Source organism: Dapis brunnea BLCC-M229 (genome assembly GCF_050015995.1).
In the GTDB taxonomy this organism is placed as follows: Bacteria; Cyanobacteriota; Cyanobacteriia; order Cyanobacteriales; family Microcoleaceae; genus Trichodesmium.
Window position 1 is genome coordinate 1 of the sequence record NZ_JBNHEP010000144.1, and the last position, 23469, is coordinate 23469.

General features: G+C 36.2%; 18 protein-coding genes and 1 tRNA gene. 10 read left to right on the top strand and 9 right to left on the bottom strand.

The window, feature by feature from the left end; genetic code table 11:
- Window positions 1-66: 66 nt before the first annotated feature.
- Both ACP6PM_RS16795 and ACP6PM_RS16800 read right to left on the bottom strand, forming a co-directional pair.
- Window positions 67-381, bottom strand: coding sequence for a hypothetical protein (locus tag ACP6PM_RS16795; RefSeq protein ID WP_426586562.1), 315 nt, complete (start codon window positions 379-381; stop codon window positions 67-69).
- Window positions 382-677: 296 nt separating this feature from the next.
- Complete coding sequence (locus ACP6PM_RS16800) at window positions 678-1070, bottom strand: ribbon-helix-helix domain-containing protein (RefSeq protein WP_426586563.1); 393 nt, start codon at window positions 1068-1070, stop codon at window positions 678-680.
- Window positions 1071-1293: 223 nt separating this feature from the next.
- Between ACP6PM_RS16800 and ACP6PM_RS16805 the strand changes: the two genes are divergently transcribed.
- Complete coding sequence (locus ACP6PM_RS16805; protein WP_426586565.1) at window positions 1294-1614, top strand: hypothetical protein; 321 nt, start codon at window positions 1294-1296, stop codon at window positions 1612-1614.
- Between the two features lie 32 nt (window positions 1615-1646).
- On the opposite strand, the gene ACP6PM_RS16810 is transcribed toward ACP6PM_RS16805, so the two are convergent.
- Together ACP6PM_RS16810 and ACP6PM_RS16815 are read right to left on the bottom strand one after the other, a co-directional pair.
- Window positions 1647-2309, bottom strand: a complete 663-nt coding sequence (locus ACP6PM_RS16810) for a hypothetical protein (protein ID WP_426586567.1) — start codon at window positions 2307-2309, stop codon at window positions 1647-1649.
- A complete protein-coding gene (locus ACP6PM_RS16815) occupies window positions 2269-2745 on the bottom strand; it encodes a ribbon-helix-helix domain-containing protein (RefSeq protein WP_426586569.1) in 477 nt (158 codons plus the stop codon). Before ACP6PM_RS16815 ends, ACP6PM_RS16810 begins: the two co-directional genes overlap by 41 nt.
- 351 nt (window positions 2746-3096) lie before the next feature.
- Between ACP6PM_RS16815 and ACP6PM_RS16820 the strand changes: the two genes are divergently transcribed.
- Window positions 3097-6237, top strand: coding sequence for a DUF3987 domain-containing protein (locus tag ACP6PM_RS16820; protein WP_426586571.1), 3141 nt, complete (start codon window positions 3097-3099; stop codon window positions 6235-6237).
- A gap of 221 nt (window positions 6238-6458) precedes the next feature.
- Here ACP6PM_RS16820 and ACP6PM_RS16825 read toward each other — a convergent pair.
- The 4 genes from ACP6PM_RS16825 to ACP6PM_RS16840 all read right to left on the bottom strand — a co-directional run bounded on the left by ACP6PM_RS16825 (window position 6459) and on the right by ACP6PM_RS16840 (window position 11393).
- A tRNA-Gly gene (locus tag ACP6PM_RS16825) sits at window positions 6459-6529 on the bottom strand.
- Window positions 6530-6604: 75 nt separating this feature from the next.
- Window positions 6605-10114: a response regulator gene (locus ACP6PM_RS16830; RefSeq protein WP_426586573.1), complete on the bottom strand. Its 3510-nt coding sequence runs from the start codon at window positions 10112-10114 to the stop codon at window positions 6605-6607.
- Window positions 10115-11174: 1060 nt separating this feature from the next.
- Entirely contained in the window at window positions 11175-11258 is an 84-nt protein-coding gene (locus tag ACP6PM_RS16835; RefSeq protein WP_363273626.1) for a transposase, read from the bottom strand.
- Between the two features lie 3 nt (window positions 11259-11261).
- Window positions 11262-11393, bottom strand: coding sequence for a hypothetical protein (locus ACP6PM_RS16840; protein ID WP_426586575.1), 132 nt, complete (start codon window positions 11391-11393; stop codon window positions 11262-11264).
- Between the two features lie 1054 nt (window positions 11394-12447).
- Between ACP6PM_RS16840 and ACP6PM_RS16845 the strand changes: the two genes are divergently transcribed.
- From ACP6PM_RS16845 to ACP6PM_RS16870, 6 genes are all read left to right on the top strand, one after another.
- The gene (locus ACP6PM_RS16845; protein ID WP_426586577.1) at window positions 12448-13005 is read left to right on the top strand and encodes a GNAT family N-acetyltransferase; all 558 of its coding nucleotides are present in this window, start codon (window positions 12448-12450) and stop codon (window positions 13003-13005) included.
- A 218-nt stretch (window positions 13006-13223) separates the two neighbouring features.
- Complete coding sequence (locus tag ACP6PM_RS16850) at window positions 13224-13667, top strand: hypothetical protein (protein ID WP_426586579.1); 444 nt, start codon at window positions 13224-13226, stop codon at window positions 13665-13667.
- A 1083-nt stretch (window positions 13668-14750) separates the two neighbouring features.
- Entirely contained in the window at window positions 14751-16505 is a 1755-nt protein-coding gene (locus ACP6PM_RS16855; protein ID WP_426586581.1) for a peroxidase family protein, read from the top strand.
- Window positions 16506-17696: 1191 nt separating this feature from the next.
- Window positions 17697-18602: a hypothetical protein gene (locus tag ACP6PM_RS16860; RefSeq protein ID WP_426586583.1), complete on the top strand. Its 906-nt coding sequence runs from the start codon at window positions 17697-17699 to the stop codon at window positions 18600-18602.
- Window positions 18603-18728: 126 nt separating this feature from the next.
- Window positions 18729-19349, top strand: coding sequence for a hypothetical protein (locus ACP6PM_RS16865; protein WP_426586585.1), 621 nt, complete (start codon window positions 18729-18731; stop codon window positions 19347-19349).
- Between the two features lie 393 nt (window positions 19350-19742).
- Window positions 19743-20225, top strand: a complete 483-nt coding sequence (locus ACP6PM_RS16870; protein WP_426586587.1) for a hypothetical protein — start codon at window positions 19743-19745, stop codon at window positions 20223-20225.
- A 287-nt stretch (window positions 20226-20512) separates the two neighbouring features.
- Here the strand turns inward: ACP6PM_RS16870 and ACP6PM_RS16875 are convergent, their stop codons facing one another.
- Window positions 20513-22624 carry a prolyl oligopeptidase family serine peptidase gene (locus tag ACP6PM_RS16875; RefSeq protein WP_426586589.1) on the bottom strand — a complete coding sequence of 704 codons (2112 nt, stop codon included), beginning with the start codon at window positions 22622-22624 and terminating at the stop codon, window positions 20513-20515.
- Between the two features lie 115 nt (window positions 22625-22739).
- On the opposite strand from ACP6PM_RS16875, the gene ACP6PM_RS16880 reads away from it, so the two are divergent.
- Both ACP6PM_RS16880 and ACP6PM_RS16885 read left to right on the top strand, forming a co-directional pair.
- Entirely contained in the window at window positions 22740-22883 is a 144-nt protein-coding gene (locus ACP6PM_RS16880) for a hypothetical protein (RefSeq protein ID WP_426586591.1), read from the top strand.
- A gap of 65 nt (window positions 22884-22948) precedes the next feature.
- A complete protein-coding gene (locus ACP6PM_RS16885; RefSeq protein WP_426586593.1) occupies window positions 22949-23155 on the top strand; it encodes a hypothetical protein in 207 nt (68 codons plus the stop codon).
- The last annotated feature ends 314 nt before the right edge of the window (window positions 23156-23469 follow it).

Here is a 23469-nt window from a genome sequence, read left to right on the forward strand (position 1 = left end):
CATCAGTTGGTTGAATATTGCGGTTAGACAAAGCCTTTGCTATGCGCTCGCGTTGCTGTACGTCACTCATAATGGAACTCCGTTTTTCTTGATGTATTCCTTTGCCACTGCCCGATTACCGTAGGTTTGCACAACTTGTCTGTAATACCAGAGAAATCGCACAGCTTCTATAGGCAACCAAAAATTCCTTTTACTACCCGTCAAAACTGGACAATCCTCCGCTACTATCTCACCAGATTCCAGCATTGCTTTGGCATCTGCTAAATCACGTTTGACTGAGTTCTCACTACAGTCCAAACGAGTGCATATTAAATCGCTTAATTGCTGTCGCTTCCACAGACTTATACTCGCGATTTCATCAGGAAATTCTATAAATTCCATAGCAAACGACTTTATATAAGAGCAATAGGTGAGACTTAATTTAGTAGTATCGGGCAATGTGTGAGCAATGATTGGGCATTGCTCATGTAATATATTAAAAAGCACCCACAGTAGTGAGTGCAACACACAGTGTGTACTTTTTTTTCAGCAGTATTTTTAATACAGTACAGTTATAAGTGCTACTTTATTTAGCTAAAGCTCCTGAAAGTAGAGTGATTTGATGAAAAAACTTACCGCAAGCAGCAATACGCCTCACTTACTGTTCTACAAATGTTTACAATAGAGTCAATTAACTGTTATTTATTGTCCTGATTAATTTCATTAAACGAAACCTCTATTAAGCTGTCCAAATACTCCTCTGTTAAACCTGTAGCAATAGCAATTCTTAACTTATCCTCCATTGTGGGCAAGTTGTCCTCTAACAACCAACTCAACCTTTTTTTCAAATAAGGATTTTTTGAGAGCCGATCATAATTGTCTAGTAGTAGCTGTTTAAACTTTTCATATATTGGCTCTGCATCACTAATACTTGATTTCATTGGTAAACGACCAGATTCTATTGTCTGCCTCACTGCCTGCTCCACAATAAAACCAGCCAAAGACGCAGCTTTATTTCCCTCTAGGTTCGCCCATAGCTCTAAGGCTTCTGCAATTTTGTCAGGCAGTGTGAAGTAGTATCTCTTACTCACTCATGTCCTCTCTATATACACAGTGTTCCTGCCACTATCTTATGCAAATTAGAAGTTATTTAACTCAAATTTGATATAAATACAGCAATTTGATAAATTTAGTTGTTAATAAGTTGCTTTTTAGCTATCAGTGTGTCATAATTATATCAAAGAAAAAGGCCAGTAGGAAGAAGTCCTAATGGCCTGAAGAAACAAAATTCATAACGTTACTAAGAGTTTAAAGATGAATAACCACTCTGTCCACACACGGGGTAGCAAAATTTTGCTCCCGTGGGAAATAGATGAATTTAGTATCGATAACCTTTGCCCAGAATTACATCCAATGGAGCTATTAGCTAGTTTTCCTATGCCCAGGAGCAGATTGGCAAAGTTTCTTGGAGTAACTCCCCGTTGTATTAATGCTTATGCCTGTGGTTCTAGGCCCAACCCTATACTACCAGTGCAAAGACTAGCAGCAGAGTTGAGCCAGAAGTGGTCTATCCAGGCAGAGGAAGGAGTTATAGCGCTAGGCGAAAGTCAGAAGTCAGAAGTAATCTGTGAGTGAGTTTTTCCTTTCCTACCACCTACGGTATAGAATCAATCCACCCCAACAACATGATATTCCAGGGTTTCACACAGACGACACTCTGTACCAAACACAGTAACAAGGCCGTATTCGGAGACAGTGGCAATCTTCTCCCGTCTCCACTCATCAACCCAATGATAGCCCTGGGTTTCAAAGTGATGGATAAATTTATCTGCCAGCAGATGTTTCATCATCTTCTCCATTGAGTCCCCATTCCATAAGGAAGTACAAGAACTGCCAATCACTTTACTAGGAGTTTTCAGGCGGTTAACTTCTATTGCCTTGGCATTCATCCAAATCACCTTCTGAGTCACCATCTCAGTTAGGTAACACGGATGAGTCCGCTGATATAGTTCGTTCAAATCTAGATCCAATTCAGGAATTATTAGGTTTTGAGACTGTTCAGTCATAGACAATATCAGTGTGGAATTTCCTTGTGATGGTATTTGTGATAGTTTTCTCAGGCCGTAATTTGCTCCTACCCAGGTTAATCTGACCTCTCCCCAGATGTTAGCCACAGCTTGTAGCCAAGACTCGCATTGCCTATAGGCTGCCATCGCATCTTCTCGGCCTAGATTTGGGGGTGCAATGAACACAATACCCTGATTTGACAGCACCCCTTCTTGCCAACTATCAAGGCATTTCGGTCTCGGTAAATTCTTCTCCTCTTTCATCTGCAGTTCTTTCTTCAGTTACAAGACTTTTGTCCTGAGTAGACCTGGCCTGTTGTAGCAGACGTTGGTCATAGCCGAAAAAATCACACAGCACACTTAACTCTAAGTCTGATAGCTCTTCTCCCGATAAGGTTTTGAGCAGAGGAGATTTGATGACTATTGGCAAGGTGATATCTAGTTTGGAGCGTTCCTCATCTAGTTCACTTTGTAGCTCGGCTATCCGTTGGGCGGATGCTTGTTTTTCCTCTGTTAGTTGCCTTTGGTAGTGAGCCATTGCCTCTACCCACAGTTGATTTTTCTCGTCTTCGAGCATCATCCGCTCAATCAGAACAGATGCGAGGGAGGAAACATTTCGCCCCTCCTTCTGTGCTCTTTCTTCCAGCTTCTTGTAAACACCCTTGGGCAAAGAAATGGACAATCGGTTGCTATCAGCCATAAGTCATAAGTTAAGAGTTTTTTGTGATTTTGGGCCTTGTTTTAGGACATATAATTGATGTAAATACGCGCTATTATTACAGCAATTTTTACATCTAAATAACTATAGGCAAAAGTGCTTGATTTGTGAAGGTGATGGTGCTAGATTTATCTCAGAAAAAATGCCAATTTTAGGCCACAAAATTTCGCCTTCCCAAAAAAAATGGGCAGTTGGTAGCTGTCCACTGTTTAATGTGATGTTCAAAGTTAATCAAAAAATTTGGTGTTTCGCTGCGCGACATGAAGCGCGTAAGCGGACGATCAGTCTATCTCAGGAGACAAAAACACAATTATCTAGTGAGATGATAACAAGATGAATACAAAGAATCTCAAAGCCAAAGTGAATCAATTCCTTTGCTTTTTAGGATATACATCAAATGATAACATATACTTCCGTGCTTTTAAAAAGGAAAATGGCAAAAATTTCGGTAAAAAGACTAGCTATAGCCTAGAGTTAATTAACTACAAAGAATTATTGCAATGGGAAAGCTTTGGTTATGGTATCTACATTGTAGTTAATGGCGGGGGTGATACTGATGCTGATGTGACAGCAGGAAAAGCTATATTCTATGAGCATGATAATTTACCCAAAGACCAACAACTAATACTTTGGCAAAATTTAGGTTTGCCAGAACCGACAATACAAGTTGATACGGGTGGTAAATCAATTCACAGTTATTGGGTGTTTAATGAAGGGATACCCATAGATAAGTGGAAGGAACTGCAAGCGGACTTATTGGAATATGCGGATGGCGATCGCTCCATTAAAAATCCTTCACGAGTAATGCGAGTGCCTGGGTTTAAGCACCAAAAGTTGGGAAAGGTAGCGGAAATAGTTAGTAGTGCTGGCACTCGTTATAGCTACAAGGAATTGAGAGAAAAAGTGCCAAACCAACAGCAACCCACCCTTAACTTTGATAGTTCTACACAACCAATGGCAGATATTCCACCGCTAATAACATTTCTCACAAAAGATGACAGAGACTTAATTGAAAGGGGTGTAAGTCAAGGAGGTCGTAACAATGCTGGTGCAAAGCTTGCAAGAAATTTGATTGGCACTGCACAAAGACTTAATTATCTGGGAATTAACTACACCGATACGCCACAAGCACTGTTTGAAGATTATTGTAGTCGTTGTTCTCCTCCCATTAATAGTAAGGAGGCGCAACAGATTTGGAAATCTGCTGAAAAAGATAATCCCACTGCTTCTCTCACAGACGATGCTATGGAAAATTGCCTGAAAGCGTGGCAGAAAAATCAGCATTACAGCAGAAATAGTAGCAATAGTGACTCTGGCAAGGGAACTTCACCGCGTCATCAGGGTAATAGTCAAACAAAAAGCGTAACTCTCCCAAAGAAATGGGATAAACTTAAAGTTTTGGGAGAGATTATCAAGCTGGCAGAGCAACGCCCCAGAAAAACCAGAGTTACCATTGAGCTTAAGCAGCTTTCTCTTGATAGCGGGTGGGATATGCGTTCTGTTAAGGAAATCTACGAGAGTACGATTGAAGATTTCGATGCGGATGCGGAGCTACCAGATGATGAAAAGGAATTTTCGGAAATTCTCTCAGCTAATGTTAAGTTAAAATGTCACGCCATGTTACCACAAGAGTTACACCCAGTCCTTGCATTTGCCGACAACTTAGGAGTTCCTTACGAACCAACTTTAGTTGCTTTGGAAGCAGCAGCAGCTTCATTAATTGACCCCGATACTAAAATTATTGGACGTGAGTGTAGTAACTATGACCAGAATGCGACAATATTCTCAGCTATTGTGGGAGAGCCAGCATCAAAAAAATCTCCTTTGATCAAAGCGATCGCTCGATTGCCTTTATCCAAAATGCAACAGAAAGCTACGGAATTGTACAATCAGCAGAAAATCGATTATGAGAGAGACTTGGCAGATTGGGAAGCAGCAGATAAGGCGACAAGAGGCGACAAACCTGAAGAACCAAAACTGCGAGTATTTAGCACTGGAGACTATACCCCAGAAGGAATGAGAGAGCTAGCACAGCACAACCCTAAGATTTTGAGGTGCTTCGATGAACTAGCTAAGGAACAAAAGTCCCAAGGTCAATACAAAGGGGGTAAGGGTGGCGATGCACAGTTGTTGTTAGAATCCTATGATGGCCTTATGGATACTGTCATTCGTAGAGGTAAGATTTATCCCGGTGGTGTAGTAAATCAATGTTTGCTGGGAGGGATTCAACCTGAAGTTTTGTCCGAAATTATCTCCAGCTCAGATCCCACAGGGCTTTTTGCCCGATACAACATTGCCACTTTACCAAACATTCCTCACTATTGGGACGATGATAATGAAGTAGGCATGGATATTACGCCTTTATTGGTTGATACCTACGAAGGCATAAACCGTTTGCCTGCTTTTACTTTCAAGCTTTCCCCAGATGCCTACCAGCTATTCAAGTCTTGTCATAATCACGCCGAAAGCCAAAAGGCTAAAGCCGATCGCCCAGCTATGATTTACCAGTATGGCAAAATGCCAGGGAAAATTCTCCGGTGGGCAATGCTGTATCACGTTCTTTGGGCAGTCTGTCAAGGCCAGCAGCCTTCAGAAATTGTGGAGAAAAAATTCATTCAAATTGCTAAAGAGCGGGCATTGTATCAGATATCCCAAGTTCGTGGATTGTTGTCTATTATGGATGATTCTGGGCCAAGCAAAATGTTTCAGCTTTATCAGTATGCTCTGAGGAAAGAAGAACCTATTACTCCCAGGGATGCTGTGTATAAGACTAAGAAGGCCAAGGATAGAGGTGAGGCTATTGATTTTTTTCGCCGACTGGAGGAGATGGGATGGGGCCGAACAATAACCACTCCAAGGACAATTAAGTTTGAGGCTTTTGAGGAAAGAAGGGTATCAGACCCATCACCTACTGTCCCAGCTATAACCAAGGTATCTGAATCCAGTGACAGTTTATCAAAACCAGTCACAGTAGTTACTTCTCAGGTAGAGACTCAGATTAACACTACTACCAGTGACAGAAGGCAAACCACAGTTCTGGAGAGGGATACAGAGCAAGCGGTCACTACTTCAACTAATACTTCACAAAGACTTTTCCTGCGGAATGCTACGCAAACAAAAATAGTTGATGACCTGAGAAACTGTGACAGAGAAAGGTTTATGATGCTTTGTGAGAAGTATGGAAAAGATGAACTTCAGAAAGCTTGCCAAATCCTCGAAAGTTCTAATAACGAGGAAGATAAAAAGCAATTCCAGAAAATTAAGTTTTGGGCTTACTTTAGACAACTTGGTGGAGAGTTAAAGGTTGGACATTTGATTAAGCTGAAGGGTGGTGACGACTCTAGTTTCAATACCTGGGAAATTAAGAGCGTGGAGAGCAATCGGTTATGGGTTGAAAGAACTGGCTATAGGATTAAGCCAGAAACTAGAAGGGTTAAGTTTAGCGATGTGGAGAAGATTTATACCAAATCCTAATTATTGGACGGAATTTAATCACCCTCTATATAATATGAATTTTTATTACAGTTAAACCAGTTATAAAAAATTGGCCAATTTAACCTAACTTTGAGTAAGCTTTTTTGTACGGTTTTTGTACACATTTCAATGTTTTATGATGTCCATAATTAATCCATTGTCTACTTAGAAAGAAGCATTAAGAAAGCTGAAAAGCCGGAAAGTCATTGTATTTAAGTAAAAGCGGGTAGGGGGAATCGAACCCCCATCATTAGCTTGGAAGGCTAAGGTTTTACCACTAAACTATACCCGCATCCATTTATTTAATATAGCACAGTTTTTCAAAATTGCAAGTAAATCAGAAAAAAATATTTTGGCCTTATCAACTTTAACTTATGGGATTTCGACTCACCACAAAGCCTAAAATATCTTCATCTATACCTTTTAGCTTCAAATATCCGTACTTATTCACCATCTGATTATCCAGATATTGGGCCACTATTGCTGATACCAAAATTGTATTCGGCTCTGCGGCCTCCTGTAAACGGGCTGCAATATTTACTGATGGACCAATAGCTGTATAATCAGATCGCTCTGGACCACCAAACATCCCTACTACAGCATTTCCTTGATGAATTCCACAACGAAACTTCACTGAAGGCACTCCATTGTCTCCAATTAACCCTAGACTTTGCCAGCGCTCATTCAACTTATCTAAAGCTTTTAACATTGCCTGAGCTGAAGCTACTGCCCGTCGCACTTGTTCCTGTGCAGTCAACTCTTCAGGTGAGCCATAAATTGCCATTACAGCATCCCCGACAAACTTATCCACAGTACCACCATTAGCAAAAATAGCTCTTGTCATTTCTGCCAAATATTCATTTAATAATTCTGCGATACGAGACGACTGCAAAATATTCGACATCCGAGTAAAACCCACAATATCGCTAAATAAAACTGTTACCAACCTTGGTTCTGGTGTCAAATCCAAAGCTAATTCTCCTTTTGCTGCTCGCTGCACCATTTCCGGTGGTAAAAACCGCCTTAACACTGATTCCGTTAAGTAAGAATTCAACTCTTGCACCTGTCGCTCATTCTCTTTCAAAACCAAAAAATTTCTTACTTCTGCTAACAATTCTCTATCATTAAACGGTTTTGACAAAAAAGCATCTGCTCCTCTTTCTACCCCCTCAATTTTAGTATCTTCATCTGCTTTAGCAGTTAACAAAATAATCGGCGTACCTCGCAATTGTTGTTCTTCTCTAATCATTTTAATTAAATCCAAACCAGAAACAACTGGCATCATTAAATCAGTTATGATTACATCAGGATGGTGAATTCGTGCGACTTCAAACCCCTCAGATCCATCCCTACCTAAAACCACATTAAAGTTAGATTTTTGTAAAATTCTTGACACATAGTTTCTCAAATCTGGATTATCATCTACCACCAAAATAGTAGCTACTGCCATATGATCATTAACTGTAGCAATATCTTCTTGTTTGTCTACAGCTTTTAACTCCTCTGCTTCTTGTAACTCTGCTTCTACATCCGCCAACTCAACAGCTAACTTAGTCGCATCAAATTCGGCAGGTATTTCTGATACTTGTGACACAGGTAAATGGGTGCTTCCTGTTGGCAGCCAAACTTTAAAAGTAGTACCTTGACCATAAACTGATTCTACAGTTATTTGAGCACCATGAAGTTCTACTAATTCTTTGACTAAAGCTAAACCTAAACCACTTCCTTCATAAGAACGATTTGTTGAACCTTCTGCTTGCCGAAATCTTTCAAATAAAAAGGGTATTTGTTCTTGACGAATACCAATACCAGTGTCTTGTACCTTCAACAGACAATCTTCCTCAGTAGATTCAATTGAAATCGTAATAGTACCTCCAGTGGGAGTAAATTTCATGGCATTTGAGAGCAAATTGTAGATAACTTTATCAAATTTTTCTATATCTAAATATACTGGTTGGCAATCATCACTAAAGTTTGTAACTAGGTTGATTTCTTTTTTCTCGCAGTAGGGAGCAAATGATTCGACAATATTACGACAAAGATCGACAAGACTACAGGGGCGAAAACAAGGCTGCATTCTTCCTGCATCAAGTCTTTGTAAATCTAGTAATTGATTAACTAATCTCAACAGACGACGGGAATTACGCAGAGCGATAGCAGCAGGTTCTAGAGGTAAATCTTGTTTGGAGTTTACTGCTTCCTCTAATAATCCAATCATTAGAGTCAGAGGAGTACGAAACTCATGGGAGATATTCTGGAAAAATTCTGTTTTGAGGCGGTCTACTTCTAGTAGTCTTTCTGCTTGTTCTCTGGTGGTTTGATAAAGACGGGATTGTTGAACGGCGATCGCCGCTTGGGAAGCTACTGCCTCAGCTAGTTCAATTTCTGAAGCTTGCCATTGGCGTTCATAAGAATTGTGGCGTAGAGAAATACTGCCAATAATCTTACCATCAACAGTCAGTGGTACCACCATCAAAGCACGAGCATTAAAGCGTAACGGGAGTTCAGATTCATCAAATTCTCTATTTTTATTCAGATCGCTAATTGCCACCGTTTTTTTAGTTTTTAGCAATTTTATTAAAACAGAATTGCTACTAATAGGAACAACTGACTGAGGTAAGTTCATTGGAGTCAATAAGTCGTCATCATTAGAAATTTGTGCCTCAATCACAGATTCATCTGAAAGAGGATCAGCTTCAGTAGAACTAACAGAGGATTGAGCTTGAGCATCATATAACCCTACACAGTGAACATATTCATCGGCTTCCGTCCACAATGAGAGGACGCAACCATCTACTTGCAATGCTTGTCCTAACTGCTGAGTGATGGCAGCAAAAATATCTTTAGGGTTCAGACTAGAGCGAATGGCAGTGGTGATGGTATTGACCAGACTTTCTCGTTGGGCAAGACTTATCAGTTGTTCATAAGCACGAGCTTGAGATAGAGCTAGAGCAGCTTGATCGGCAACTGTAATTAAGAGTTGAACTTCATGGTCTTGCCAGTTCCGGTATTCCCCACACTGGTGCAGTGCTAAAACTGCAATTAAGTCTAATCGGGAAAATAGAGGCACAATTAGACTAGAACAGATATTTGCTGCTAGGTAAGCTTGTCGGCGTTGTTGAAGTTCTATAGTCTCTCCCTTTAGCCTTTCGTGATTTTGGATATCTGAAATGATTTCTACAGTATCTGTTTCCCAGATAATATGAGCCAAAATTTCTTGTGGTATTTTAGGGGGATAATTGTTGGCTGATTGTTTAGAGTTATTTTCTTGATTCTGGTAAACAACAAACCATTCGTCTTCTCCATGGCTATCTTGGAAAGGACAACAAATCGCCAAACTCACTTCAAACATTTGACCAATACTTTCTACTATCCTCTGGAGCATCTGCCGATAGTTGGGGGCAGAGCGAATAGTATTGGTAACTGCATATAGGAGAGATTCTTGCTGAAGGGCACGACGTAGTTCGTCAGTGTGAGATTTGAGGACATTGTGGGTGTCAACTGCCTGCTTTACTAATGCTTTGAGTTCCTCAGCATTCCAAGGTTTAGTCAGATATTTAAAGACTTTACCAGAGTTGATGGCTTCTACTAAGTCTTCTACGTCTGTGTAGCCAGTTAAAATAATCCTAATAGTATCAGGATATTGGTCAGCAGTAAGACTTAAGAATTCTGTACCACTCATTTTGGGCATTCGCTGGTCTGAAATAATTACAGCGACTACCCCAGATTTTTCCAGAATTTCCAGCGCTTCTGGCCCACTTTCGGCTCGCAGCACTTTGTAGTCTTGGAAAAAGGTGCGGTAAAGAAGGTCTAAATTATCTGGTTCATCATCGACAACCAAAATTTTCGGTTTAGGTTTTCTTTGTCTCAAATTCATGCACCGCTCTCCGTGCTTTCAGGGCAGTTATGATGAATTGTGCTGATTCGGGCACAGATGGATATAACTCCATTCCGCTTCGAGACCGATTAAGGAGGGCTTTTTATACCTATTTAATCAACCAAGAAGCCTATTTCTTCACTTTGGTATTTGCCCCAGTGAAAAAGGCTACTTCAAATGGTAATAGTTGCTATTAAAACTTCAGTCTATTAAATTCATAATATTTATACATGAATATTTATTCCCAAGATTGAATTCTTGAAGATTTTCTAATAGTTTTTTGAATTTAGAACAAAAAATGTTTCTATCTAGAACAAAATTAACCCAAATTTCCTATATTTCATGAACTTTTAATCTTTATCAACATATTAGTCTTCTCGGATATAGCATATAGTAAATTAGACTTGTCGCTTTATAACTAAAAAAAACTGGCAAACCCTTGTCATGTAAGGATTTTAGCTACCCCTAATTGAAAACGTCTGGAATTACTGCTGTGTCTTAATTTGAGCGATTTTTTCCATCTATTTAGGGACAAGTATATTATTAAGTGGCCTTTTTTTGTTCTCAACTACCCCCTTGATTTATTATACTAAAACCTGATTTATTATACTAAAACCTCTCGGAGAACTTCTCAAGATCATCTGTTAATCTTAACCAGTTTCCTTGCAAAAATTAAGATTTATCTTTGTCTAGGCTTTAATCTGAAATTTTAGCAGAATATCTGCATTGTCAGGTCGGTTTTCGACTATTGACAACATGAAAGGCGACAAAATACAAGAGGAGTCCTATGATAATTTCAACTTACAGTATTAATTTGAAGGGTCTTGGTGTTCAATGTATTGCTTCAACTTCTCAACAGTAACACTATCATAAACTAGACACATAATAACTGCTATTCCCAAGCACTTTTTTTTCCCAATAAACTTTTTTAAGTTTCCTTTCTTGGGGAATGCTACGCAAATGGAATGCTGGGCAAACATTAGAAAAATTGTTAGACAAAAATTGTGCTAGCTCCTCTTTTCATTGGGTTTACTAACTTACTTAAATGTTGTTGTGGCAGCTACTGTTTCAGTATATGCACATGGTCAGCTTCACCATTAAATTCTATCAGTTTACAATTGTTCTTTTCTAGAGTCTTAAAAATTGTTTATTGAATAAAAGCTAACATTTCATTTTTCAATACTTTTCTTCTATTTTTAGTCACTAACACCAAATGAGCATTAATATCTAAAATAGTTATAGCAATAGACTTTAAATCAATATTGACGAAAAAATACATATTATGTATACTAATAGGCAGTATATCAGATAATAGAAATGTTCAAAAGACTTTAAATCAATATTGACTAAAAAAAACATATTATGTATACTAATAGGCAGTATATCAGATAATAGAAATGTTCAAATTTTTAAAAATGAGGTTATACCAAAATACATAATAGCCTATCCAACTAGCAAAACAGTTTGGCGATTCAAGATTTGTATATAAGCATTTTTTCAATCTTTATAATCTAATATATCAACAGATTAGTCAAAAGTTGATTTAGACAAAATGCACTAACCAATTGCTTGAATTAAAATAGTTATCTTGACTAATAAAAGTATATAGTCAAAAGTGACAGCTATCTTAAAAAAAATCTAGATACCCCTTTTAAAAACTTTTTCCAAGGCTTATGTAGACATCTCAAGTTTATATGTAAATATAAGTAGGAATCAACAATTTCTCCGTAGAATTTTAAAGTATGCGATTCATTAATTAAGTTTTCTAAGATAGGTTAAATAATTCCTAAAATTCACAGGTATAATTGAAGGTAAATTTAAGTCTATTTTGTTTTAGGAAGTTGTCTGAGAATCTCTGAATAAAATTTAATACTAAAGCAGGGTCTAATATCATGTCCGGATGAACAGTTATAAATAATTAGGGAGGAGTTAGGAGTCAGGAGGGAGAAGAGGGGAAAAAAAGAATATATTCAGGAGTAGAAGGAGGATAAAGTTTTTCGTTTCGCTACGCGACATGTAACGCGGAGCGGAACTAAGTTATATCGCTAATTAAGCGGACATGATAGAAGTTGGTAGAGGCAATTAATTTTTAATAAATAATGAGTAAGCAAAGCCCTTGAGCAATAGTGTTTTTCAGCATGTCCCAAAATGAATAGCATTGGGTACTTTATATAAATATTTATGATATTTATATAAATATAGCTTGTGAGTGTATTGTGAACCCTTTCTTTTTTTTCTCAAAGTCTGTCAAACCTCAAGTCGGAAAATCTAATCAATTTTACTTTTCAATCCGCATTGCTAAACCAAAGGATATCAAGAGTATTTCCGAAATCTTGACTAATAGTTTTCATTCTCGTGAAGGAATTATGAGCTATGTTTATCCTTTTTTACGACTAAGTATTTACGAAGATTTACGACATCGTATCCGCTCTAAAGGTGAGCATTATTTATGTATTGTTGCTATGGTTGTCAAAGATACTAAGTCTACTGAGAATTTATCTGTTATTGAAGGCCAGGATTTGGTGGGGACTGTGGAAATTAGTGTACGGTCGCGCCAGCCAAACGTAGTTTTATCGCTTCAGCAGAATGGACTTTTATCGCTCAATCCTTGGCAGTTAGATAATTTTGAGTATGCTTATTTGTCAAATTTGGCTGTTGATGCTGATTATCGGCGATTAGGAATTGCTCAACAGTTGTTAAATTTTTGTGAAAATAGGGTATCAGAATGGGGATTTTGTGACCTATACCTTCATGTATTAGAAAATAATCATAGTGCCCGGAGACTTTATTATAAAGCTGGTTACAGATTACAAGAAGTTGAGTGGACTTTTGGCTCTATACTATTTGGGCAACCCCGAAGGTTACTTTTGCGTAAATCTTTTTCAGGTTAAAATTTAAGTATCAAGAATAAGTTATTTAGCTTTTGAAAATTAGATCAAAAAAATGGAACTTGAGTATTCTTTACAATAAATTCAGCTTTTTCCCAAACCAAATTTCGGCTTAATTAACTAACTACAAATTTAGATAAATTATTTTTTTGAGGAAGAGTAATTTTTTGGTATTGTTATCAATATTCACTATTTATTGAGTGTTTCAATGAGGAAAAAACATGAACAGTCTTATGACTAACTTTTTCAGTAATGTATGGCATAAGTTCCCACAAAAAATATCTAAATTAGTAGCTAGATTAGTAATAACATTTGTATTACTATTTGTCGGCACAATTTTTCTACCAGTACCTTTTGCCCAGGCAGCAATGGTCCTATACTGTGATGGATTGGACGGTGTTGGCAATCCTTATACAGCAACCTATGTAGATGGGTTGTTTACTCAAGTCCGGTTCGATCGTTCTCCAGATTTACCCCCTGTAGTCTCGGAATTAACCTACGATACTGTAAATGAGCAAGGTCAACCAATTTACCGAGGTGGTTACTTGGGAGCTGCAGATGTAGTTCTTATCGATCTATCAGCAGGTAATGTCAAACCTGGTTCGGAAGTATCAGTATCAGTTGACAACCAGTGGAACCTAGAAAGGGGTATTTGTGGAGTCTAATAAGTCAGTTTTAGAGTGTGTCAGTTTCTCTCCAACTCTACATTATTATTGGATTAAATACCTGAATTTTTAGGAGTAATAACCCACATCAAGTTACAGAAGATTTCAAGTATATAAAGTACAAATATTAAAGAAGACCTCGCCCTTAAGGGCTGGGTTTAAATAAAAGCTTTGTAGTGCGGGCATCTTCCTGCCACAGGTGTACCTCACTCAGATGAAATCCGCTGTAAATAAAATAGTTCTAATTAGGGTTGGCTGAACAAAGTTTTCTGGTGTTTGCTGAAAGTAGGGAAAGCCACATATGGAAATAGGGAAGAGTTTTCCCATCATTTAACCCCATTGCTTTAAGACTTTATACTCGAAAATTTGATAAATTTTGATAGTATGAAAGCTTATTTTGGGAACTTGCTCAACTTTTCAAAAGTCTCAAAAGCTTCATGTATTATAGTCTAATTTTATTCAGTAAGTTCTAATTATAAGCACCTACACAGAATTGATTTCCCATCCTAATTATCTGTAACCCTTGCAGTAAAAAGGTTTCAGTTTGGAAAAATGTGTAATTAATTTTGTGTACCTGCTTACTTGATTTTATTTAAATTTTAAGATTTGATTCTAAATTATTTCAGGCAACAACTACCCCACTATAAATATACAGTTTTACTGCTTTTAGTCCTGAATCGCAATTTTGGATAGTGGCTGAAACGCCTACCGAAATAATTACAATGCACCACTACCTACTCCTTTTAGTCCTGCATAGTAATGATGGATGGTTGTAGAAACACAAACTATAACTTTTACCGAAATAATTACAATGCACCACTACCGAATTTTAATCTTAATAAAAATTAACCCTAAGAGCGATATATTAAACACAAATAAATTAACTCATCATACAATGCTAACTGAAGTTAAAGTCAAATTTAGATCGGGAATCTTCAAATAGCTTAACAAAAAAATAACAGTAGGCAATTACTGTATTTAATAGTTATATTGTAAAGGAGTTAAAACTATATTTTAACCCACCCTTGACCCTTACTCTAGACTCAAGTCCTCAAAATATAACTGTTATAAAAGGAGAGCTTTATGAAGTGGCCTTGGTATGAATTTCCTACTCCCATTGCATTGCTAAAATTACTTGGATTTCGTAACAAATTAAGAGAAGAAAACCTTCATAATACGGCACAATTACCCACTCAAGATGATATCAAGTTACCTTTACCTCTACCTGGCGATCGCCATTTAGTTGTGCGTACTGCTGATGGTAGTTTTAATGACTTGGAAGACCCCAAAATGGGTATGGCAGGTACCCGCTTTGGCCGTAATTTTCCACTGAAGAATGTTTATCCTAATGAAGAGAATTTACTTAATCCTAACCCTCGTGTTATTAGTCGAAAGTTATTGACCCGAGAGGAATTTGTACCAGCTACTACCCTAAATTTATTAGCTGCTGCTTGGATTCAATTTCAAACCCATGACTGGTTTTCCCATGGAGGCAATCAACAGGATAATAAGTTTCAAATTCCCCTGGAGGAAGGCGATCCTTGGCCTGAAGAATATCGACCTTTAGAAGTCAAAAAAACTTTACCAGATACAACTCGTAGCGATGAGAATACCCAAGGACCTCCTACTTATATTAATACAGTTACTCATTGGTGGGATGCTTCCCAAATATATGGTAGCGATGGGGAAACAATAGATAAGTTACGTTCCCATGTAGACGGTAAAATGTTAATTGGGGATGATGGTTTATTACCTATTAATCCTGAAAATTCTATCGATCTAGTAGGGTTTGACGATAATTGGTGGATTGGACTGAGTATGCTCCACACTATATTTGTCAAGGAGCATAACACAATTTGCGACCATCTTAAACAAAAGTATCCTGCATGGACAGATGAAGACCTATTTGACCATGCTCGTTTGATTAATGCTGCTTTACTAGCAAAAATTCACACCGTAGAATGGACTCCGGGAATTCTAGGACTTCCTGCTTTACAAATAGCTATGGATGCTAACTGGTGGGGTTTATTGGGTCAACATTTCAAGAAGATTTTTGGCCGTGTGGGAGATAGTGAACTGCTGAGTGGTATTATTGGTTCTCCTACTGACCATCATACAGCTCCCTACTATTTAACTGAAGAATTTGTCTCTGTGTATCGAATGCACCCATTAATGCCAGATGAATTGAAATTTTATTCGGTTAAAAACGGGAATTTATTACAAAAGAATAATCTATTTGAAGTTTCTGGTAATCGTACTAGAAATCTTTTAGAAAATTTAGAAATGTCGGATTTATTTTACTCATTTGGTATTAGTTATCCAGGAGCTATTACTCTATATAATTATCCGAGTTTTCTCCAGCAACTTGTAAGAGATAATGGTGAAGTTTTTGATTTAGCTGCTGTAGATATTTTGCGAGACCGGGAACGGGGTGTTCCTCGTTACAATGATTTTAGAGAATTGATTGGTCGTGGACGAGTAAAATCTTTTGAAGAGATTTCTGATAATGAAAAATGGGTGCAGGAATTACGAGAGGTTTATCAGAATAATATTGATAGTGTAGATTTAATGGTGGGTATGTTTGCGGAAAATCCTCCCACGGGATTTGGTTTTAGTGATACTGCTTTTCGTGTGTTTATTCTTATGGCTTCTCGAAGGTTGAAAAGCGATCGCTTCTTTACTGAAGATTATCGAGCTGAAATTTATACCCAATTTGGTTTAGATTGGATTGATAATAACAGTATGTTGACTGTTTTGCGTCGGCATTATCCTAGTTTAAGTCCGGCTTTATTTAGTGTGGAAAATGCTTTTGCTCCTTGGCGAAAGGTGGGTGTATAATAACGAAGTTAGAAGTCAGAAGTCAGACGTCGGAAGTTATAAGGGTTCTCATTTTAATTAGGGCTTGCTGATTAAATATCAAAGCATTTATAGATAAAGGTTTTAGCCTTTTTCGGTAGAAAAAAGTGCGCTTGTTTCAGTCTAAAAATGCTCAAAAAGTTAGCATTTTGGGTAGACAAGCACAGAAAAACCGAGGGGCAAAATATCCGACTATCTCCTCTATAATTCCCATTTCTCCTGACTCCTCCCCTCACTCATAAGATTTTTTCAGCAAACCCTAATTAAACACACAACTCTCTAGGTATTTTCAATGCACAACAGCTTACCATTTCTTAAAAATCTTGCTACATATTCTTGAGAATAGGGATTAGGAGTTAGGGAGTAGGGTTTCACCGAATTAAGATATTTTTGCTTAATGTCTAGAATCGTTAAAAACTTTCTTGAACCTTACTTATTACTTAATAATTGGGCGTTGCTGAAGCTCGTGTATGATATTAACCTTAATTACTTAGGAGTCAGGAGGGAAGAAAGAAGAAGAAAAAGGAATAGAAGGAGAGGCGTTGTATATTTGTGGGATGAATTGTATGCTTGGACAAAAAAGAAGTATGAAGTATTAAGGATGAGATTTACCTGTTTAAAAAGGATTCATCCCTTGATTCAGCAACGCCAATAACTGAAGTTTTGACGAAGTATAGCATTATTTTTTGGAATTGGTATAAGGCAATTTTCAAGTGCGATAGGAGAATTGATTTTAGATTAATAATTTGACTTAATAACTCTCTGTTAAAAAATTTGATTGAGAAGAGCTATTAACGATAATTAGTAAAATTAATTCTCCCTAGCTTATTAATTTTAATAATAGTCATACCAAATCCGGCGATCAAAAGGTATTTTGTTAAAAATCCTCTCTAACCATTTCCCCTACTCCCCATCTACAAAAAAGAATACTCTATAAATCTAATTTAGTATCATACCAAATTAGGACTCTGATAACTAATTAACTAGCTATTAGAAAAGTAAGAAAACCTAGGGCTATTTCGTTCTAATTTCTGACTTTTTGTGGATTAACAAAAATATGCCTTTTTAAGGATTGAAGGTTATATCAACTAATCTCTAAAAACTACTAAAATCGTCCCTAGATTCCAGAATGAAATAGCCCTGAAGAAAACCTATATTTAGGAAACAGAAAAAATGTTAGATATTATCAGCTTTAATCCATTTCGAGTGAAAATTCCATTTTTACTAGACATCATTATAGTTTCTGATTCAGAGCAAATAAAGAAAATTGAAACTTCAGGAGATGTAGACCGTTTACACACATACGATACTGCTTCCTTACCTTGGTGGGCAAAAATTTATTTTAGAGCTACTAAATTTCACGATCAAGAGCGTGACTTATGGTTTTGTCCTTTCGAGTCAACCTCTAATCCTACCTATCAACAAAGACGAGCATATCTTGAGGAGAAAGTGGCAAAAAGTTATAGTGAAGCAGATGTCAAAAAAATTGCTGAACTGTTAAATAAAAATACAGAAGATGAAGTTCTTGCTTATGAAATGGTGCAAATAGTTAATCAAAGATTTTTTGAGAAAGAAATTCCTTTACCTATTACTAAAGCTGCTAAAAATACAGTACAAAGTTTAGGGGAAGGTATTTTGCCATGGAAATATATTGCTGGTAAAAAAGCACAGAATCAAGTGATGAATTACTGTGCAAAAAATCTTCCCAATGATGTTCATATTCTAGATATCGGACATAATATTGGGGAAGTTGTGCAAACAACAACAGGTGCATTAAGAACATTAAAAAATAACCTAGATAAATCAGTAGAAGAAATTTTTACATCGAATCCTTTGACTCTTCAAACACCACGAATAGCTGTGAAGGAATCAAATTTTGATGGGTTATTATCATCTCCTACAATTCCAGGAAAAACAGTTTTTATGTTTCAAATTGGAAAAGCTGCTATTGAAACCCAGGATATAAATTTTACTTTTAGCACTGGAAGTTCAGAAAGAGCTTGTGTATTTAAAGATTTTTTTATGGAATTTATGAAGGATTTACAACAAGAGTTACGTCAGACAAAATCTCAAAGTTAGGATTAGGGTTTTTTAGAAGGGAAATAAATAAAAAATCATTGATTAAAAATAAATATTCATCAGCAAAAATATTTATTACACTAATGAATATTTATCAAATGTCCCAACAGATAATAAATTAAGTTTATGACTTTAAATCAAGAAACGCTATTTAGTGAAAACAAGTTATTTGATGAAGAACTACTTAATAATGAAACAATTATTTTGAGCTATGATGCTTCAATATATATTAACACTGAAGAATATAAAATCAGTAAGCCTCGGGAAATCTTAAACCCATTATGGGTTAGAGTTATTGATGGTCGGGGGAGGAAGAATAAATTTATATACATTCATGGTAAAATTTATCTAACCAATTATCGGATAATTTTTAAGGCTAAAAAAGAGAAAGTCGGCATATTTGGTCTTGATGGATTAAATGCTTATAAAAATCGTCTTTATGGAAAAATAGACATTTTCTTGTGGGATATTATCACAATAACGAGATTTAAGCACTTAATCAGAAGAGGTTTAAATATATACGATACCACTAAGGAAAGATACAAATTTTGGCTCCGGCATCCTTCTATTAATCTATTGAGCTTTATTAAGGAATTTGATGCAGCTAAAAAAGATATTAACGAAGCTAATTTTAGGAGATACTCTTATGGCAATTCAAGTAGTAAATTAATTATTCATAGTCGTTTAGAGCAGCATAACAAGTTTTGGTTAGAGATTGTTTGTAAAGGAAATATAAAAAGGAGATAGGGAACAGGGAACAGGGAACAGGGAACAGGGAACAGGGAATAGGGAATAGGGAATAGGGAATAAGGAGGAAGAAATCAAGACAAATATTTGTCGCTTAAAAATCTAGGAATATATGTACTGAATACTTCTCTACCTACCAAATTTCAATCTCTTGAAGTATTACCGCTTTTAGATTTTAGTCACTCGCATGTTCTCTTAATACTTATTTTACAAACAGTCTCTTAAGAGCAGATAAAGTAATAGGAATAATTACCTTCCCTTTGAGGATTTTAAATGCGCCTTGGCATATATTGTTTTATCTATTGAACTTACTTGGTATTAACCTTGAAAATTTTTAATGTTCCTTTTTGTCTATGAAAAGTGTTTTATATTTAATCAGGAGATTTTAAAGAAATGGAAAACAATAAAATTCTTGTAGAAGAAATTGAGCAAAAAGCTCAAATTAAAGATGTTAAAAATTTGTCACCAAAAGAAACTGAAAAAGTAGTAGAACTTTTAGACGAAGGCAAGCTTGAACAAAAACATATTGAAGCTCTGACAACTTCATCTCCTAATTTTATTAATTCAATAGTCGATCTAGTGGGTACTTTACCAAGGTTAGCAGAAAAAGCAACTGAAATAAATAAACAAGCCCTTGATAAAATAAATCATATTAATCAGACAACTAACACATTAAGTATTTTGGCAAGTAATGTAAAATCTGATGAAGCCAAGGTAAAAATAGCAGAATTAATCGTTCAAGTTGCAAAAGAATATAACGAAACTATAAAAGCGATTAATACTAATAATAATAATGCCTTGCAAAATATTATTAATGCTGTCGGAGGTGTAATCATATTTGCAGTAGCAATTATATTTAAACCAGACGAAAATTAATCCTAAATTTTATACCTTTTAGTGGGTTAGAGCATCAAAATAAAAAAATTAGGCGTTGCACTGTGGTAAATGGTTAAGGAAAGTAATGGAGCTGTCTGTGTTTCAAAATCCAGCAAAATGAATTACTAGAATAATTCACATCTACTAAGCTTCTTATTGATATAGATGTTGATGAGCCATAATGAGAGCTGGTTTGATATTTTGTTTATGAATCAGCTCTTTATAGCAGTAATAACCCAAGTAAAATTAAATCAAACAGTCCTAACTTAGACTCGATTTTACTTAAATCAATTACCAAAATTTTCTGGCAATTCAATCTCAAAGTTTCTCAGCAAAAAAGCAAATTCGTCTGTAATTTCTTCAATAATTTTCGTAGTAGGTTTTCCTGCTCCATGACCTGCTTTAGTTTCAATTCTAATTAACACTGGATTATCTCCAATATGAGCTGCTTGTAAAGCAGAAATAAACTTAAAACTATGAGCTGGAACAACTCGGTCATCATGGTCAGCAGTAATAACTAAAGTTGCCGGGTAAGATATTTCTGGCTTTAAATTATGTAGAGGAGAATAAGCATATAAAGCTTTAAATTCTTCTGGATTATCTGGGGAACCAAAATCACCAACCCACGCCCAACCAATAGTAAATTTATGAAAACGTAACATATCCATTACTCCCACTGCGGGTAAAGCTGCACCAAATAATTCTGGTCTTTGAGTTATACAAGCACCTACTAATAAACCACCATTACTTGCACCAGTAATAGCTAATTTTTTAGAACAAGTCCAATTATTTTCTATTAACCATTCAGCAGCACTAATAAAGTCATCAAATACATTTTGTTTCTGTTGTTTTGTTCCGGCTTGATGCCACTCTTCACCATATTCTCCGCCTCCACGAAGATTGGCTACTGCATAAACTCCTCCCATCTCTAGCCAGACTAATCTACTAATAGAAAAGTTGGGAGTGATAGAAATATTAAATCCTCCATATCCATAAAGAATAGTTGGATTATTGCCATCTAGTTTTACACCTTTTTTATAAGTAATAAATATGGGGATGCTTGTGCCATCCTTGCTAGGATAAAAAATTTGCTTTGTTTCAAATTCATCGGGATTAAAGTCTACATTTGGTTGGCGATAAATTTTACTTTCACCACTTACCATATCGTACTGATAAATAGTTGACGGAGTTGTGAAACTAACATAACTATAAAATGTGGTTGTGTCGTAACGTTTACCATAAAAACCACCTACCGAACCAATACCAGGTAAGTCTACATTTCTGACTGGAGAACCATCAAGATTAAATATTTTTACTTGAGTATGAGCATCTTTTAAATAAAAAGCAACAAACTGATTATTAAGTGTGCCTACTCCTTGCAATGTATCTGTAGCTTCAGGAATAATTTCTTGCCATTTATCTTGATTTTCTCCTGTGACTAAAGAAGGAGATGGAGGGTTATTAATATCAATGGCAATAACTCGTTTTTTCGGAGCATCAAAATCTGTGACAAACCAAAAGATATTATCATCATTATCTATCAGACGGTATTCACCTTCAAACTCACTAATAAGTTCTACTATTGACGCATCTGGGATAGTTAAATCCTGATAAAAAATCAAATTTTTGCGGTCTGTGCTTTGCCAAATTGTCAAAATTAAATATTTATCATCTTCTGTGACATAACAATTAAAACTCCATTCTTTTTTATCAGGTTTTTCGTAAATTAGTACATCCTCATCTTGAGAAGTACCTAAGCTATGATAGTAAACCTTATGTAAATAGTTAGTCTCTTTTAACTTCCCTTCTTTTGGTTGTTCATAACGACTATAAAACAGACCCTGACTATTCTTTTTCCAAGTTGGTCGATAGAATTTTATCCATTGCAAAACATCTGGTAAATCTTCCCCAGTCTCAATATTTTTGATTCGCCATTCTTGCCAGTCTGAACCAGAATTAGAAATACCATAAGCTATTAATTTGCCGTCTTTACTAATAGCAATTCCCGAAAGAGCAACTGTTCCATCTTCTGATAATTTGTTAGGATCTATCAAAACTTTTGGTTCAGCATCAAGAGTAGGTAAGGTGTATAAAACACTTTGATTTTGTAAACCATCATTCTTGTAATAGAAGTAGCGATCGCCTTCTTTAAAAGGAACGCTATATTTTTCATAATCCCAGATTTGAGTTAGTCGTTTTTTGATGTTTTCTCTTGCGGAAATTTCTGCCAGATAATTAAAGGTAATTTCATTCTGAGATTTTACCCACTCTTGAGTTTTTTCTGAGTGAGGGTCTTCTAACCATCGATAAGGATCGGGAACTTGAATACCATGATAATTTTCTACTATGTCTGTTTTGTCAGTGATGGGATATGTTAGAGGTTTTTTTGGGTATTTCATGTTTTTGATTTGTGAATTGTTTCTCTAATTTTAGAAGTTGATTTAATTTTTATCAAGTAAAGATCGTCTAACTTTTGTCATTGCCACACATTAGTCACACCAGAAAAATCTCTATATGGTTGAATTTTTGGGAGAATTTCTAGAGTTGCCTAGAAAATTTTCCGTAGTGGAAAGATGGAGAAAGAGAAATGATTACTCCATGGCAAATATTTCTGGGATTTTTGTCATTGTCACACCAGAAAAATCTCTATCTGATTGAATTTTTGGGAGAATTTCTAGAGTTGCCTAGAAAATTTTCCGTAGTGGAAAGATGGAGAAAGAGAAATGATTACTCCATGGCAAATATTTCTGGGATTTTTGTCATTGTCACACCAGAAAAATCTCTATCTGATTGAATTTTTGGGAGAATTTCTAGAGTTGCCTAGAAAATTTTCCGTAGTGGAAAGATGGAGAAAGAGAAATGATTACTCCATGGCAAATATCTCTTTGACTTTGCTCGTTCCCACACTAGAAAATTCTCCATCTGGTTGAATTTTTGGGAGAATTTCTAAAATTGCCTAGAAAATTTGCAGAAGTGGAAAGGTGGAGAAAGAGAAATGATTTAGTTCATGGCAAATATCTCTTTGACTTTGCTCGTTCCCACACTAGAAAATTCTCCATCTGGTTGAATTTTTGGGAGAATTTCTAAAATTGCCTAGAAAATTTGCAGAAGTGGAAAGGTGGAGAAAGAGAAATGATTTAGTTCATGGCAAATATCTCTTTGACTTTGCTCGTTCCCACACTAGAAAATTCTCCATCTGGTTGAATTTTTGGGAGAATTTCTAAAATTGCCTAGAAAATTTGCA

Coding starts and splice junctions, on each gene's coding strand:
- ACP6PM_RS16870 (WP_426586587.1), top strand. CDS start 19,743: ATGGAAAACAATAAAATTCTTGTAGAAGAAATTGAGCAAAAAGCTCAA.
- ACP6PM_RS16855 (WP_426586581.1), top strand. CDS start 14,751: ATGAAGTGGCCTTGGTATGAATTTCCTACTCCCATTGCATTGCTAAAA.
- ACP6PM_RS16875 (WP_426586589.1), bottom strand. CDS start 22,624: ATGAAATACCCAAAAAAACCTCTAACATATCCCATCACTGACAAAACA.
- ACP6PM_RS16860 (WP_426586583.1), top strand. CDS start 17,697: ATGTTAGATATTATCAGCTTTAATCCATTTCGAGTGAAAATTCCATTT.
- ACP6PM_RS16850 (WP_426586579.1), top strand. CDS start 13,224: ATGAACAGTCTTATGACTAACTTTTTCAGTAATGTATGGCATAAGTTC.
- ACP6PM_RS16830 (WP_426586573.1), bottom strand. CDS start 10,114: ATGAATTTGAGACAAAGAAAACCTAAACCGAAAATTTTGGTTGTCGAT.
- ACP6PM_RS16840 (WP_426586575.1), bottom strand. CDS start 11,393: ATGTATTTTTTCGTCAATATTGATTTAAAGTCTATTGCTATAACTATT.
- ACP6PM_RS16810 (WP_426586567.1), bottom strand. CDS start 2,309: ATGAAAGAGGAGAAGAATTTACCGAGACCGAAATGCCTTGATAGTTGG.
- ACP6PM_RS16795 (WP_426586562.1), bottom strand. CDS start 381: ATGGAATTTATAGAATTTCCTGATGAAATCGCGAGTATAAGTCTGTGG.
- ACP6PM_RS16820 (WP_426586571.1), top strand. CDS start 3,097: ATGAATACAAAGAATCTCAAAGCCAAAGTGAATCAATTCCTTTGCTTT.
- ACP6PM_RS16815 (WP_426586569.1), bottom strand. CDS start 2,745: ATGGCTGATAGCAACCGATTGTCCATTTCTTTGCCCAAGGGTGTTTAC.
- ACP6PM_RS16880 (WP_426586591.1), top strand. CDS start 22,740: ATGGTTGAATTTTTGGGAGAATTTCTAGAGTTGCCTAGAAAATTTTCC.
- ACP6PM_RS16885 (WP_426586593.1), top strand. CDS start 22,949: ATGATTACTCCATGGCAAATATTTCTGGGATTTTTGTCATTGTCACAC.
- ACP6PM_RS16805 (WP_426586565.1), top strand. CDS start 1,294: ATGAATAACCACTCTGTCCACACACGGGGTAGCAAAATTTTGCTCCCG.
- ACP6PM_RS16865 (WP_426586585.1), top strand. CDS start 18,729: ATGACTTTAAATCAAGAAACGCTATTTAGTGAAAACAAGTTATTTGAT.